The 13,366-nt window shown below is 65.4% G+C and carries 11 protein-coding genes and 3 tRNA genes; 1 reads left to right on the top strand and 13 read right to left on the bottom strand.

The genetic code is table 11. The annotated features are described in order from the left end of the window. Positions 1–84: 84 nt before the first annotated feature. The 4 genes from ACFYWJ_RS08975 to rplJ form a co-directional block, all read right to left on the bottom strand. Complete coding sequence (locus ACFYWJ_RS08975) at positions 85–3,585, bottom strand: DNA-directed RNA polymerase subunit beta (protein WP_355273827.1); 3,501 nt, start codon at positions 3,583–3,585, stop codon at positions 85–87. A gap of 531 nt (positions 3,586–4,116) precedes the next feature. Then, positions 4,117–5,187, bottom strand: a complete 1,071-nt coding sequence (locus ACFYWJ_RS08970) for an ABC transporter ATP-binding protein (RefSeq protein WP_355273829.1) — start codon at positions 5,185–5,187, stop codon at positions 4,117–4,119. Between the two features lie 243 nt (positions 5,188–5,430). Continuing rightward, positions 5,431–5,817 (bottom strand): 50S ribosomal protein L7/L12, encoded by a 387-nt coding sequence (gene rplL, locus ACFYWJ_RS08965; protein ID WP_355273832.1) that lies wholly within the window; start codon positions 5,815–5,817, stop codon positions 5,431–5,433. Between the two features lie 60 nt (positions 5,818–5,877). After that, positions 5,878–6,408, bottom strand: a complete 531-nt coding sequence (rplJ, locus tag ACFYWJ_RS08960; RefSeq protein ID WP_218719611.1) for a 50S ribosomal protein L10 — start codon at positions 6,406–6,408, stop codon at positions 5,878–5,880. A gap of 403 nt (positions 6,409–6,811) precedes the next feature. On the opposite strand from rplJ, the gene ACFYWJ_RS08955 reads away from it, so the two are divergent. Further along, the gene (locus tag ACFYWJ_RS08955) at positions 6,812–8,425 is read left to right on the top strand and encodes an MFS transporter (protein ID WP_355273834.1); all 1,614 of its coding nucleotides are present in this window, start codon (positions 6,812–6,814) and stop codon (positions 8,423–8,425) included. Positions 8,426–8,502: 77 nt separating this feature from the next. Here the strand turns inward: ACFYWJ_RS08955 and rplA are convergent, their stop codons facing one another. From rplA to ACFYWJ_RS08910, 9 genes are all read right to left on the bottom strand, one after another. Beyond that, positions 8,503–9,216: a 50S ribosomal protein L1 gene (rplA, locus tag ACFYWJ_RS08950; protein ID WP_336084266.1), complete on the bottom strand. Its 714-nt coding sequence runs from the start codon at positions 9,214–9,216 to the stop codon at positions 8,503–8,505. An 80-nt stretch (positions 9,217–9,296) separates the two neighbouring features. Further along, positions 9,297–9,731 (bottom strand): 50S ribosomal protein L11, encoded by a 435-nt coding sequence (gene rplK / locus ACFYWJ_RS08945; RefSeq protein WP_019049397.1) that lies wholly within the window; start codon positions 9,729–9,731, stop codon positions 9,297–9,299. A 239-nt stretch (positions 9,732–9,970) separates the two neighbouring features. Next, positions 9,971–10,765 carry a transcription termination/antitermination protein NusG gene (gene nusG, locus ACFYWJ_RS08940; protein WP_355273838.1) on the bottom strand — a complete coding sequence of 265 codons (795 nt, stop codon included), beginning with the start codon at positions 10,763–10,765 and terminating at the stop codon, positions 9,971–9,973. A 112-nt stretch (positions 10,766–10,877) separates the two neighbouring features. Beyond that, the gene (secE, locus tag ACFYWJ_RS08935; RefSeq protein ID WP_355273841.1) at positions 10,878–11,249 is read right to left on the bottom strand and encodes a preprotein translocase subunit SecE; all 372 of its coding nucleotides are present in this window, start codon (positions 11,247–11,249) and stop codon (positions 10,878–10,880) included. Between the two features lie 31 nt (positions 11,250–11,280). Continuing rightward, positions 11,281–11,353 (bottom strand) — tRNA-Trp (locus ACFYWJ_RS08930). Positions 11,354–11,550: 197 nt separating this feature from the next. After that, on the bottom strand, positions 11,551–12,618 hold the full coding sequence (locus ACFYWJ_RS08925) for a fused (3R)-hydroxyacyl-ACP dehydratase subunits HadA/HadB (RefSeq protein WP_355273843.1): 1,068 nt from the start codon (positions 12,616–12,618) through the stop codon (positions 11,551–11,553). 144 nt (positions 12,619–12,762) lie between these two features. Further along, a complete protein-coding gene (gene rpmG / locus ACFYWJ_RS08920; RefSeq protein WP_019049401.1) occupies positions 12,763–12,933 on the bottom strand; it encodes a 50S ribosomal protein L33 in 171 nt (56 codons plus the stop codon). A 36-nt stretch (positions 12,934–12,969) separates the two neighbouring features. Then, positions 12,970–13,045, bottom strand: a tRNA-Met gene (locus tag ACFYWJ_RS08915). A 58-nt stretch (positions 13,046–13,103) separates the two neighbouring features. Continuing rightward, positions 13,104–13,176 (bottom strand) — tRNA-Thr (locus ACFYWJ_RS08910). Positions 13,177–13,366: the final 190 nt, after the last annotated feature.

Genomic DNA, 13,366 nt, shown 5'->3' with positions numbered 1-13,366 from the left:
TGTTCGGGTCGAATTCGAGCAAAAGTTCACTAGTTGATCGTGCGCGGTGCGCGGTGCGGGACGAGCCCGCACCGCGCGTACCACCTAGTTCGCCAGATCGTCGACTGTGGCCGCTTCGTTCCTGGACAGGTTGATGCCCAGGTTCGCCGCGGCGCGCTCCAGATCCTCGTCGTCGCCGTCACGCATCTCGATCGCGGCGCCGTCCGAGGACAGCACTTCCACGTTGAGGCACAGCGACTGGAGTTCCTTGAGGAGCACCTTGAACGACTCCGGAATGCCCGGCTCCGGAATGTTCTCGCCCTTGACGATCGCCTCGTAGACCTTCACGCGGCCGACCACGTCGTCGGACTTGATGGTCAGGAGCTCCTGCAGCGTGTACGCCGCGCCGTAGGCCTGCATGGCCCAGCACTCCATCTCACCGAAACGCTGACCACCGAACTGCGCCTTACCACCCAGCGGCTGCTGCGTGATCATCGAGTACGGACCGGTCGAACGGGCGTGGATCTTGTCGTCGACCAGGTGGTGCAGCTTCAGGATGTACATGTAACCGACCGCGACCGGGTACGGGAACGGCTCGCCGGAGCGGCCGTCGAACAGGGTCGCCTTGCCGTTCTCGTCGACCATGCGCTCGCCGTCACGGTTCGGCAGGGTCGAGCCGAGCAGACCGGTCAGCTCCTCGTCGCGGGCACCGTCGAAGACGGGGGTCGCGATGTTGGAGTCGGCCGGGGCACCCAGCATCTCCTCCGGCAGGTTGGCCGCCCAGTCCGGACGGGTGCCGTCGGTCGCCACGTCGACATTCCAGCCGGCCTTGCCGATCCAGCCCAGGTGGGTCTCCAGGATCTGGCCGATGTTCATACGACGCGGAACACCGTGGGTGTTCAGGATGATGTCGACCGGGGTGCCGTCGGGCATGAACGGCATGTCCTCGGTGGGGAGGATCTTGCCGATGACGCCCTTGTTGCCGTGGCGGCCTGCGAGCTTGTCGCCGTCCTGGATCTTGCGCTTCTGGGCCACGTAGACGCGGACCAGCTCGTTGACACCGGGGGGCAGATCGTCGTCGTCCTCGCGCGAGAACACGCGGATGCCGATGACCTTGCCGGACTCGCCGTGGGGCACCTTCAGCGAGGTGTCGCGCACCTCGCGCGCCTTCTCACCGAAGATCGCGCGGAGCAGGCGCTCCTCGGGGGTCAGCTCGGTCTCGCCCTTCGGGGTGACCTTGCCGACCAGGATGTCGCCGTCGCGAACCTCGGCGCCGATGCGGATGATGCCGCGCTCGTCCAGGTCGGCCAGCACCTCGTCGGAGACGTTCGGGATGTCCCGGGTGATCTCCTCGGCGCCCAGCTTGGTGTCGCGGGCGTCGATCTCGTGCTCTTCGATGTGGATCGAGGTGAGAACGTCCTCTTCCACGAGGCGCTGCGACAGGATGATCGCGTCCTCGTAGTTGTGGCCTTCCCACGGCATGACGGCGACAAGAAGGTTCTTGCCGAGCGCCATCTCACCGTTCTCGGTGCAGGGGCCGTCCGCGAGGACCTGCCCCTTCTCCACCCGCTGGCCCTCGTCCACGATCGGACGCTGGTTGGAGCAGGTGCCCTGGTTCGAGCGGTTGAACTTGCGCATCCGGTAGGACTTGCGGCTGCCGTCGTCGGCCATCACGGTGACGTAGTCGGCCGAGACCTCCTCGACCACACCCGGCTTCTCGTTCACCACGACATCGCCGGCGTCGACCGCGGCGCGCAGCTCCATGCCGGTGCCCACGATCGGGGACTCGGAACGGATCAGCGGCACGGCCTGACGCTGCATGTTCGCGCCCATGAGGGCACGGTTGGCGTCGTCGTGCTCGAGGAACGGGATCATGGCCGTCGCGACCGACACCATCTGGCGCGGCGAGATGTCCATGTAGTCGACCTGCGCCGGGGTCACGAACTCGACCTCTTCGCCGGCGCGCCGCACGAGGACCTTCTCCTCGATGAAGCGGCCCTGCGCGTCGACCGGGGAGTTGGCCTGCGCGCGGACGTAGCGGTCTTCCTCGTCGGCGGTGAGGTACTTGACCTCATCGGTGACGGCGCCGTCGACGACCTTGCGGTACGGGGTCTCGATGAAACCGAACGGGTTCACCCGCGCGTACACCGACAGCGAACCGATCAGGCCGATGTTCGGGCCTTCCGGGGTCTCGATCGGGCACATGCGGCCGTAGTGCGACGGGTGGACGTCGCGGACTTCCAGGCCGGCGCGCTCACGGGACAGACCACCCGGGCCCAGCGCCGACAGGCGGCGCTTGTGGGTCAGACCCGACAGCGGGTTGTTCTGGTCCATGAACTGCGACAACTGGGAGGTTCCGAAGAACTCCTTGATCGCGGCGACGACCGGGCGGATGTTGATCAGGGTCTGCGGCGTGATCGCCTCGACGTCCTGAGTCGTCATCCGCTCGCGGACCACGCGCTCCATGCGGGACAGGCCGACCCGGATCTGGTTCTGGATCAGCTCGCCGACGGTGCGCAGGCGACGGTTGCCGAAGTGGTCGATGTCGTCGATCTCGACGGGGACCTCTTCGCCACCGGGGGCGGTCATCGAGCGATCACCGGCGTGCAGACGCACCAGGTACTCGATGGTGGTGACGATGTCTTCCTTGGTCAGCACCGAGGAGGTCACCGGCTCGTGCACGTGGATGCCGAGCTTCTTGTTGATCTTGTAGCGACCGACGCGCGCCAGGTCGTAGCGCTTCTCCTTGAAGAACAGGTTCTCCAGCAGGGTCTGCGCGGACTCCTTGGTCGGCGGCTCGCCCGGACGCAGCTTGCGGTAGATGTCGAGCAGCGCCTCGTCCTGGCCGGGGGTGCTGTCCTTCTCCAGGGTGGACATCATGATCTCGGAGAAGCCGAAACGCTCGACGATCTCCTCGGTGGTCCAGCCCAGCGCCTTGAGCAGCACGGTGACCGGCTGACGGCGCTTGCGGTCGATGCGCACGCCGACGGTGTCGCGCTTGTCGACGTCGAACTCCAGCCACGCGCCGCGCGACGGGATGACGCGCACGCTGTGCAGGTCCTTCTCGGTGCCCTTGTCGATGCTGTGATCGAAGTAGACGCCCGGGGAGCGGACCAGCTGCGAGACGACGACGCGCTCGGTGCCGTTGATGATGAAGGTGCCCTTGTCGGTCATCATCGGGAAGTCACCCATGAAGACCGTCTGGCTCTTGATCTCACCGGTGTTGTTGTTGATGAACTCCGCGGTGACGAACAGGGGCGCCGCGTAGGTCATGTCCTTCTCTTTGCACTCTTCGATGGAGGCCTTGACCTCTTCGAAGCGCGGATCGGAGAACGACAGGGACATCGAACCGGAGAAGTCCTCGATCGGCGAGAGCTCCTCGAGCACCTCCTCCAAGCCGCCTGCGAGACCGACGTCGCCGCGTGCGGCCGCCTTCTCACGCCAGTCGGGGGTACCGACCAACCAGGCGAACGAGTCCGTTTGTAGGTCGAGAAGTCCGGGCACCTCCAAGGGCTCACGGATCTTCGCGAACGAAACCCTCAACGGGGCTCCGGGGATTCCAGCCTTGGTCTGGGTGGAGACTGCCAAGATGCGTCCTTCCAGCACCTCACGCGCGTCGCGTGGTGGTCCGCGACCGTCGCTTGTCTGCTACGAATTCCGCTGGTTACAACCCGAACGAAACCCGAACAGGCAGCAGCGGAAGTAACACCGGAAGGTGGAACTTACGTGTGCGAATCAAGGTGTGGACAGGAGGCAGCCAGCGCAACGTCCAAACTTACACCCACATATAGAGGGGTGTCAACATACCATCCGTGCGACCGCTCACACGGCAAACGCGCCGAACTCCCGTGACGCTGGCCGCGTCGGTCGTTCTGGGCGCTGGGGCCCCTGCGCAGCTGACACTGCTGTGAATAGGGTGACGGTTCGCGCGCGCCTCGTCAAGTGGCGCGGCGCGGTCTGTCCGAGAAGTGAGATCGCCTGGCGCGCTGGGCATCCCCGGCCGGAACCGCGGCTATTTTACTCGCGACACGCCGAAGACGCCAACCCGGGAAATGCCCGTTCAGCGGCTGTTTTCCGACATGAACGCAGCGAGCCCCGGCCGTGACGGCCGGGGCTCGCTGGTATCGCCGGGTGCGCTCAGCCGTTGATCTGGCCGTGCGGAATCGTCTTGCTATCGAAGGCCGCGGTGGGGTGCTCGCTGCCGTAGGCGGCCATCACCTGGGTGTCGTCGGACTGGTCCAGCGACTCGCGAATGGCGACCTGAGCCGCGTGCGGCAGGGTGTGCATGATCTCGCGCACCCGCGCCTGGCGGCGGAACACGGCCTGGCGCACCGGCATGCCGGGCTCGGCCTTCATCTGCGGGATGATGCCCTCGATCTCCTCGGCGCCACCGTGGTGGTGACCGGCGTCGACGAGCGCCTGCTCGCGCGCCATCTGCGCCTCGTCCTTCTCCTCGGACATACCGATCGGGCCGATCATGCGGCCGTTGAGGAACTGCTTGACCACGGGCTCGTCGCTGGTCAGCAGCACCTCACGGGGGCCGAACATGACCAGCTGGCGGCGGAAGAGCATGCCGATGTTGTCCGGCACGGTACGGGCCAGGTTGATGTTGTGCGTCACGATCAGGATCGTGGCGTCGATCTGCGCGTTGATGTTGAGCAGCAGCTGCGCCAGGTACGAGGTACGCACCGGGTCCAGACCGGAGTCGGGCTCGTCGACGAGGATGATCTGCGGGTCGAGGACCAGGGCGCGGGCCAGGCCGGCGCGCTTGCGCATACCGCCGGAGATCTCGCCGGGCAGCTTGCCCTCGGCGCCGAGCAGACCCGTCAGCTCGAGCTTCTCCATGACGATGCGCTTGATCTCGGTTTCCGACTTCTTCGTGTGCTCACGAAGCGGGAAAGCGATGTTGTCGAACAGATTCATCGAGCCGAACAGCGCGCCGTCCTGGAAAAGGACGCCGAACAGTTTGCGGATCTCGTAGAGCTCCTTGTTGGAGCAGGTGGTGATATCGGTGCCATCGATGAAGATGGAGCCGCGCTCGGGCCGCAACAGGCCGATCAGCGACTTCAGGAACACCGACTTACCCGTACCCGAAGGGCCGAGCAGGGCGCTCACCTCGCCCGAAGGGAGCGTGATCGACACGTCCTGCCAAATACGCTGCGACCCGAAGGATTTGGTAACACCCTCGGTCCTGACCTCGACGCCCACGCCTACCTCCATTGTTGCCTGCGAGCAGCCCACCCCGCTGACCGCGCGCTTACATCACGGCGGTGCGTCACGACACTGTGGGTCCGGTCACTGTATCCCATCAGTGAGACAGGGCACACCCTTCATCTGACTGAAGAGTAACCCACCCGGTTGATACAGCGCGTATCACCATCCCATGTCCGGATATACAACAAACGGGCGGCCCCCGAAGGGACCGCCCGTTCGCGAACGCGAAGCGCCGAATTACTTGACGGCAACCTTGGCGCCGGCCTCTTCCAGCTTGGCCTTGGCGGCGTCGGCGGCCTCCTTGGTGACCTTCTCCAGGATCGGCTTCGGGGCACCCTCGACCAGGTCCTTGGCTTCCTTCAGGCCCAGGCCGGAGACGATCTCACGGACCACCTTGATGACCTGGATCTTCTTGTCGCCGGCACCCTCGAGGATGACGTCGAACTCGTCCTGCTCCTCGGCGGCGTCAGCCGGAGCGGCGCCACCGGCGACCGCGGCGACGGCGACGGGGGCAGCAGCGGTGACCTCGAACTTCTCCTCGAACGCCTTCACGAAGGAGGACAGCTCCAGGAGGGTCATCTCCGAGAAAACGTCGAGCAGCTCTTCGGTGGACAGCTTGGCCATGATTGTTCCTTTCGGTAGTGAATGTCTGTTTGCGCGGGCGGTAACACCCACACGGGGGTATTACTCGGCAGCGCCTTCGGCCTGCTTCTTCTCCTGCAGCGCGGCGGCCAGACGGGCCACCTGACCGGCAGGAGCCGAGAACAGCCCGGCAGCCTTGGACATGTTGCCCTTCATCGCACCGGCCAGCTTGGCCAGCAGGACCTCGCGGGTCTCCAGGTCGGCGATCTTCTCGACCTCGGACACGGACAGCGCAGCGCCGTCCATGTAGCCGCCCTTGATGATGAGCGCCTTGTTGTCCTTCGCGAAGGTCTTGAGGGCCTTCGCGGCGTTGACCGGCTCACCCTGGATGAAGGTGATGGCGGTCGGTCCGACGAACAAGTCGTCCAGGCCCTCGACGCCCGCTTCCGCGGCCGCGAGCTTGACCAGGGTGTTCTTGGCGACGGAGTACGTGGCCTCGGCGCCGAGCGCGCGACGCAGCTCGGTGAGCTTGCCGACCGAAAGACCACGGTATTCCGTGACAACAGTGGCCGTGGAGTTCTTGAACTGCTCCGCGATCTCCGCGACAGCGGTGACCTTTTCAGGCTTCGCCATACTTCGCCTCCTCTCTGATGTCGGTTCGTGAACGCGCACTACCGAATTCAGGGGCCGGCGACAAAACTAACGCCCCGGACGCAAGGCGTACCGGGGCGCGAAAATATCGGCCTCAGCTCTCCCTGCGTGGGCCGCCGGCAATGTCGCCGGACCTTCGATCGACACCGCGCAAGCGACATCGACGACCAACGGTCTTCGGTAGAACGAATGGGTAGTCATCGAACATGTCGATGACCGGAGTCCACTGTACCGGCACCCGCCCCGATCTGCCAAAACGCCCCCGGCGGTGCCGGATTCGCCGACTTTCGACGTGACTCAGCTCACATTCGATGGTTCGAAGTGGCAGCAATCTCACCGGAAAGGTGTTACGTTCGGTGACAGTAACCTGCTTCACTTCTCAACTATGGCAACCTCCATAGTCGCTCCATCAGTGCTGCTGGACCGGCGTCCGCAGCGATTCCTCGCACTCGTCGTCATCTGCCTGGCCGAACTGCTGGTCGTCCTCGACAACACGATCGTCAACGTCGCTCTCCCCTCCATCGGCGTCCAGTTGCAGACCGGCGTCTCCGGCCTGCAGTGGGTCGTCGACGCCTACACCCTGACCTTCGCCGGATTGCTGCTCGCCGCGGGCAACCTCGGTGACCGCTACGGCCGCAGGCGGATCATGATCGTCGGCCTGATCGGCATCGCGGTGATGTCGGTCGGCGGCGCGCTCGCCGGATCGATGACGCAGGTCATCGCGGCCCGCGCGGCGATGGGCGTCTTCGCCGCCGCGGTCTTCCCGGCCACCCTGGCCCTGATCATCAACATCTTCACCGACAAGCGCGAACGCGCGCTGGCCATCGCCGCCTGGACCGCGATGGCGGGCTTCGCCATCGCCATCGGCCCGATCTCGGGCGGCTGGCTGCTCGAACACTTCAGCTGGCACTCGGTGTTCTGGATCAATGTGCCGGTGGCCCTGGTCGCGCTGGTCGCGACGCTGATCTGGGTGCCGGAATCGCGCGCCGAACAGGTCGGCAGGCTGGACCTGCCCGGCATCTTCCTCTCGATCGCGGGCATCACGCTGGTGGTGTGGGCGATCATCGAGGCGCCGCACAACGGCTGGCTCTCGCTCACCACCCTGTGCACCGCGACCCTCGGCGCGCTGCTGCTCGCCGCATTCGTCGTCTGGGAATTGCGTTCCGCCGCACCGATTCTCGATATGCGGCTGTTCCGGAACCGCCGATTCTCGCTGCCCGCCTTGGCCATCGCGATCGGGTATTTCTCGATGTTCGGCTTCCTGTTCCTGATCACCCAGTATTTCCAGGGCGTGCGCGAATACACGCCACTCGAATTCGGTATCGCGTCTTTGCCGTTCGCGTTCTCGGTCGCGATCGGCGCGCCGGTGGCCACACTGCTGGCACAGCGGGTCGGCACGACCGCGGTCCTGGTGATCGGCCTGCTGCTCACCGGGCTGGGGCTCTATCTCGGCGGCCAGGTCACCGTGGACAGCACCTACCTGATCGGGGTGCTTCCGTCGATGGTGTTCATGGCGCTGGGCCTCGGCATCGTGCAGGGCCCCGCGACGGAATCGATCATGTCCTCGCTCCCGCTGGACGAGGCGGGCGCCGGGTCGGCGGTCAACGACACCACCAGGGAGATCGGCGGCACCCTCGGCGTCGCCGTGCTCGGCTCGATCGTGGCCTCGTACTACACCAGCCGAATCGGTTCCAGGATCGACGCCATCCCGGTCGGCATCATGAACGAGCGGGAGAAGGAACTGGTCAAGGCGAGCCCGCTCAGCGTGCTCGAGCTGCGCAAACGCGAACTGGCCCCGTTCTTCGAGACCCAGCGCGAGAACCTCATCGTCGCGATGAAGTCCGCGACGCTGCAGGGCGCGCACACCGCCTCCCTCGTCGCCGCGGGCGCCGTGCTGGTGTGCGCGATCATCGTGGCGATCTTCCTGCCGTGGAAACCGCAGGGCGGCGATTCGGTGCTGCTCGGCTGGCGCACCACCACCGACGACGACCAGAACTGACCCGGAAAACCGCGAGGGTGGGAACGCAGTGCGTTCCCACCCTCGTGGTCGATCAGGAGCTACCTGTCAGTCGAAGCTCACGCATCCTCGTCGAGGAGGTTGCGGGTGCGGTTCGGGTCCACCGGGATGCCCGGTCCGGTGTTGGTCGAAACCGTGATCTTCTTGACGTAGCGGCCCTTGGCGGTCGACGGCTTCACACGCAGGATCTCGTCCAGCGCGGCGCCGTAGTTCTCCACCAGCTTGGCGTCGTCGAAGGACGCCTTGCCGATGACGAAGTGCAGGTTGGCCTGCTTGTCGACGCGGAAGTTGATCTTGCCGCCCTTGATGTCGTTGACGGCCTTGGTCACATCGTTGGTGACGGTGCCCGTCTTCGGGTTCGGCATCAGACCGCGCGGGCCGAGGACACGCGCGATGCGGCCGACCTTGGCCATCTGGTCCGGGGTGGCGATCGCGGCGTCGAAGTCCAGCCAGCCGCCCTGGATCCGCTCGATCAGGTCCTCGGCGCCCACGGCGTCGGCACCGGCGGCCTCGGCCTCGGCGGCCTTCTCGCCGGCGGCGAACACGATGACGCGGGCGGTCTTACCGGTGCCGTGCGGCAGGTTGACGGTGCCACGGACCATCTGGTCGGCCTTACGGGGGTCGACGCCGAGACGAACGGCGACCTCGACGGTCGCGTCGGTCTTGGTGGTCGAGGTCTCCTTGGCCAGGCGCGCGGCGGCCAGCGGGGAGTACAGCTTGTCGCGATCGACCTTCTCAGCAGCGGCGAGATACGCCTTGCTTCGCTTTGCCATGATTCTCTGTCCTTAATGTTCTGGTGTCAGATGTGGTTTTCCGGGCCTGGCCGGCCCTCCCACATGGAGCGAGAGTTCGCTCAGCCCTCGACGGTGATACCCATCGAACGGGCGGTACCGGCGATGATCTTCGCGGCCTGATCGAGATCGGTGGCGTTGAGATCCTCGGCCTTGGTCTTGGCGATCTCCCGGACCTGGTCCATGGTGACCTTGGCGACCTTGGTCTTGTGCGGCTCGGCCGAGCCCTTCTGCACACCGGCGGCCTTGAGCAGCAGACGCGCGGCGGGCGGGGTCTTCAGCTTGAAGTCGAACGTCCGGTCCTCGTACACCGAGATCTCGACCGGGATGACGTTGCCACGCTGCGACTCGGTCGCGGCGTTGTACGCCTTGCAGAACTCCATGATGTTGACGCCGTGCTGACCGAGCGCGGGGCCGACCGGAGGAGCCGGGTTCGCGGCGCCGGCCTGGATCTGCAGCTTGATGATCCCGGCGAGCTTCTTCTTCTTGGGGGGCATCTTTCTTCCTTGGGTTTCGGGTTCCTTACGGTTGCCGTAAGCCTGTTGCGGGATCGCTCCCACGCCGGGTCCAAACCCGGCATTCGCGCACGACCACGACACCGGGCGGAAAACGCCTGGCGCGGGTCTACACACGAACTGTCACACTCTACCGAACCGCGCCGAAGCGGCCGCAGCCGGGAGGGTCGATCAACGACAACGGCACCGCCGAGGCGGTGCCGTTGCGAAGCTGGTTCGAGCTAGATCTTGGAGACCTGGGTGAAGTTCAGCTCGACCGGGGTCTCGCGACCGAAGATCGAGACGAGCACCTTGAGCTTCTGCTGCTCGGCGTTGACCTCGCTGATGCTGGCGGGCAGCGTCGCGAACGGGCCGTCCATCACGGTCACCGACTCGCCGACCTCGAAGTCGACCTCGATGATCGGCTTGGCCGACACCTCGCCGGTGGACTCGGCACCGGTCGACGTCGTCGCCGCCGCGGCCGCCTTCTTCTGCTGCGCACCGGCCGGGACCAGGAACTTCACGACCTCGTTGATGGTCAGCGGGGTCGGCTTGGCGCCGGGGCCACCGCCGGTCATACCGACGAAACCGGTGACGCCGGGGGTGTTGCGGACCGCGCCCCACGACTCGTTGTTCAGTTCCATCCGGACCAGGATGTAGCCCGGCAGCACCTTGCGGTTGACGTGCTTGCGCTGGCCGTTCTTGATCTCGGTGACCTCTTCGGTCGGCACCTCGACCTGGAAGATGTAGTCCTCGAGGCCGAGGTTCTGCACGCGGGTCTCGAGGTTGGTCTTGACCTTGTTCTCGTAGCCGGCGTAGGAGTGCACGACGTACCAGTCGCCGGGGACGCGGCGCAGCTTGGCCTTCATCGACTCGACCGGGTCGGCTTCGGGGTCTTCCTCGGTGGCGACGGCCTCGACGACGGTCTCGTCGGCGTCAGCGAGCTCGGTGGTGGCCTCGACCTCGTCGGTGGCGTTCTCCGCCACGGCGTCGTCGACCGGGAACTCGTCGTTTGTTTCGTTCTCCGGGGTGCTCACTGGGGCACTCGCTTCCTGTGTCGTCACTACATCCTCTGGGCCGGGTCGGGAGTGCGGAGCGCACACTCCGCCGTTCCGGCCCGGGATCGGCTACCGGCGTCGGTGTCGGCGATCAGCCGAACAGCCAGTCGACACCCTTGATGAACGCCGTATCCAACCCGAATATGAACGCGACCATGAAGACCACGAACACCAGAACGACGGTCGTATACGTGACCATCTGCTTCCGGTTGGGCCAGATCACCTTACGCAGTTCCGCGATGACCTCTCGCAGGAACTTGATCAGCCGCTTGAACGGGTTGCCCGTGGACTTCCCCGCAGTCTTGTCCGCCTTGCGAGGGGACCGATCCAGCGTGGCCACCGAACCGGTGTCCACCGGAGCATCCGACGTGCGCGCACGGCGAGCTGTCCGCTTGCCGCTCGGCCGAGTGGCAGCGGCGGTGTCGTCGCCGTCTTCGGCGCGAGTATCCCGCTCGTCGCTCACGTCGATCCTTCCTCGTCGCTGGCATTCAGGGCAGGGGCGACAGGACTTGAACCTGCAACCTGCGGTTTTGGAGACCGCTGCTCTGCCAATTGAGCTACGCCCCTTCGGTTGGACCAGCCTGAGCTGTAGTGCCCAACCACAGTCGATATTCGATTATCGAGCTCTGGTGCCACACAACATGCGCGCCGCTTCCATGGGGATCAGATCCCCGGGAAGATCAGCGCGCAGCAGCCGGTGACCCCAGAGTCCCGAGTGTACGTTACCGCGTGCGGTATTTGCCAATCCGGGACAGCCGACCAGGTCAGGACAGCTGAACGGTAGCCGTGGCCCGCCCGAAGATCTTCTTGCCCGCCGACTTCGCCGTGATGGCGACGACCGCGGTCCTGGTCTCCGGATCGACCGACTTCACCTTACCGGTGAACTCGACCTCGGCCGGTGCGTCGGACCCGACGTAGACCGGGCTCGTGAAGCGGACGTTGTACTCCTTGACCGCGCCGGGATCGCCGAGCCAGGAGGTGACGAAACCGCCGCCGAGACCCATCGTGAGCATGCCGTGCGCGACCACGTCGTCGAGGCCGACGAGCTTGACGATCTCGTCGCTCCAGTGGATCGGGTTGGCGTCACCGGAGACGCCCGCATAGTTCACCAGATCGCCACGGGTGAGCCGGACGGTGCGCGGGGGCAGTTCATCGCCGGCCGTCACGCTGTCGAAGGACCGGGCGTGGGTGCTGAAGAACGGCTCCGGCTGCTTGGTGACCGGATCCGGGGTGATCTCGGTGGGCAGGTCGGCGGGCGCGTGATGCGCGGGCTCCTCGAGGCCGTGCATCAGGATGTTGCGCACCGCGTCCGACATCGTGGGATCGATGTCACCGCCGCTGCGGCCGATGAGCGTGGTGTAGGTGGTGAGCACCAGCTCGTCGTCCTGCGCGGTGACGATGTTCTTGGTCACGATGATGTCGCCGCCGAAGGCCTGCCGGAAGGAATGCAGGTACACATCACAGGTCAGCTGGTCGCCCACCCGGATGGGGCGGTGGAATTCCAGGATCTGGTCGGTCTGCATGATCTGGCTCAGGTCGTAGCCCGTGACGATCTGCTCGAACAGCTTGCGCTGGGCCAGGATGCCGACCAGCGAGATGAAGGTGAGCGGGGCGAGCAGGCCGTCGTGGCCGTGCTCGCGCGCGACCTCTTCCTCCCAGTGCACCGGGTGGTAGTCCTGGACGGCACGGGCGTATTCGCGCACCTTCTCGCGGCCGACCTCGTAGTAGTCGTCGACGCGGTAGTGGTGGCCGACCATCGCCGCGGCGTGCGCGGCGGGATCGACCGGTGCGGCGGCTGCGGCGGTGACCGCTTCGTCGGTTCCGGTGTTCACTGTCACACCGTGGACCTTACTCACACGTAGCCGGGTCACAACGTCGAGCGGGGTGTATTCACCCGCTCGGCGGGGTACTGTATCGCCCCCGCAAACGCACGAAAGGCCGGACTCTCGTCCGGCCTTTCGGCAAAGCTTGGTGAATCAGCGCGACTCGCGGTGCGCCCGGTGGGTTCCGCAGTTCGGGCAGAACTTCTTCAGCTCGAGGCGGTCCGGGTCGTTGCGCCGGTTCTTCTTGGTGATGTAGTTGCGGTGCTTGCACTCTTCGCAGGCCAAGGTGATCTTTGGCCGGACATCGGTGGACTTCGCGGCCACGATTTGCCTTCTTTCCGGTCTGGGCTGAGTCGTTATTGGTAGCGATGGCCGGACTTGAACCGGCGACACAACGATTATGAGTCGTTTGCTCTACCGACTGAGCTACACCGCCACGGCGGACCTGTTACGGTGGGCCGGCGGGAATGTCGGTCACCACCGGCAATCCGGCGAGCCCCCTAACGGAATCGAACCGTTGACCTTTTCCTTACCATGGAAACGCTCTGCCGACTGAGCTAAGGGGGCATGACTACGTGGCACAAGGTGTCTTGGTCGGCGAACCGATCCGAGCGACCCCGTGCTCCGGCGTCCTGAAAGAGATTACACACTTCCACCGAAGAGCACCAAATCGCCAGGTGAGACCCTATTTTTACCCCCTGGCAACCCACTGATCACGCACGAACATGGGTAACTCCCCCACCACCTCGATGCCCAG

The organism is Nocardia sp. NPDC003269 (assembly GCF_042888005.1).
GTDB lineage: Bacteria > Actinomycetota > Actinomycetes > Mycobacteriales > Mycobacteriaceae > Nocardia.
This window is presented reverse-complemented; position numbering and strand designations above follow the sequence as displayed.

Coding starts and splice junctions, on each gene's coding strand:
- rplL (WP_355273832.1), bottom strand. CDS start 5,817: ATGGCCAAGCTGTCCACCGAAGAGCTGCTCGACGTTTTCTCGGAGATG.
- rplJ (WP_218719611.1), bottom strand. CDS start 6,408: ATGGCGAAGCCTGAAAAGGTCACCGCTGTCGCGGAGATCGCGGAGCAG.
- ACFYWJ_RS08955 (WP_355273834.1), top strand. CDS start 6,812: ATGGCAACCTCCATAGTCGCTCCATCAGTGCTGCTGGACCGGCGTCCG.
- rplK (WP_019049397.1), bottom strand. CDS start 9,731: ATGCCCCCCAAGAAGAAGAAGCTCGCCGGGATCATCAAGCTGCAGATC.
- rplA (WP_336084266.1), bottom strand. CDS start 9,216: ATGGCAAAGCGAAGCAAGGCGTATCTCGCCGCTGCTGAGAAGGTCGAT.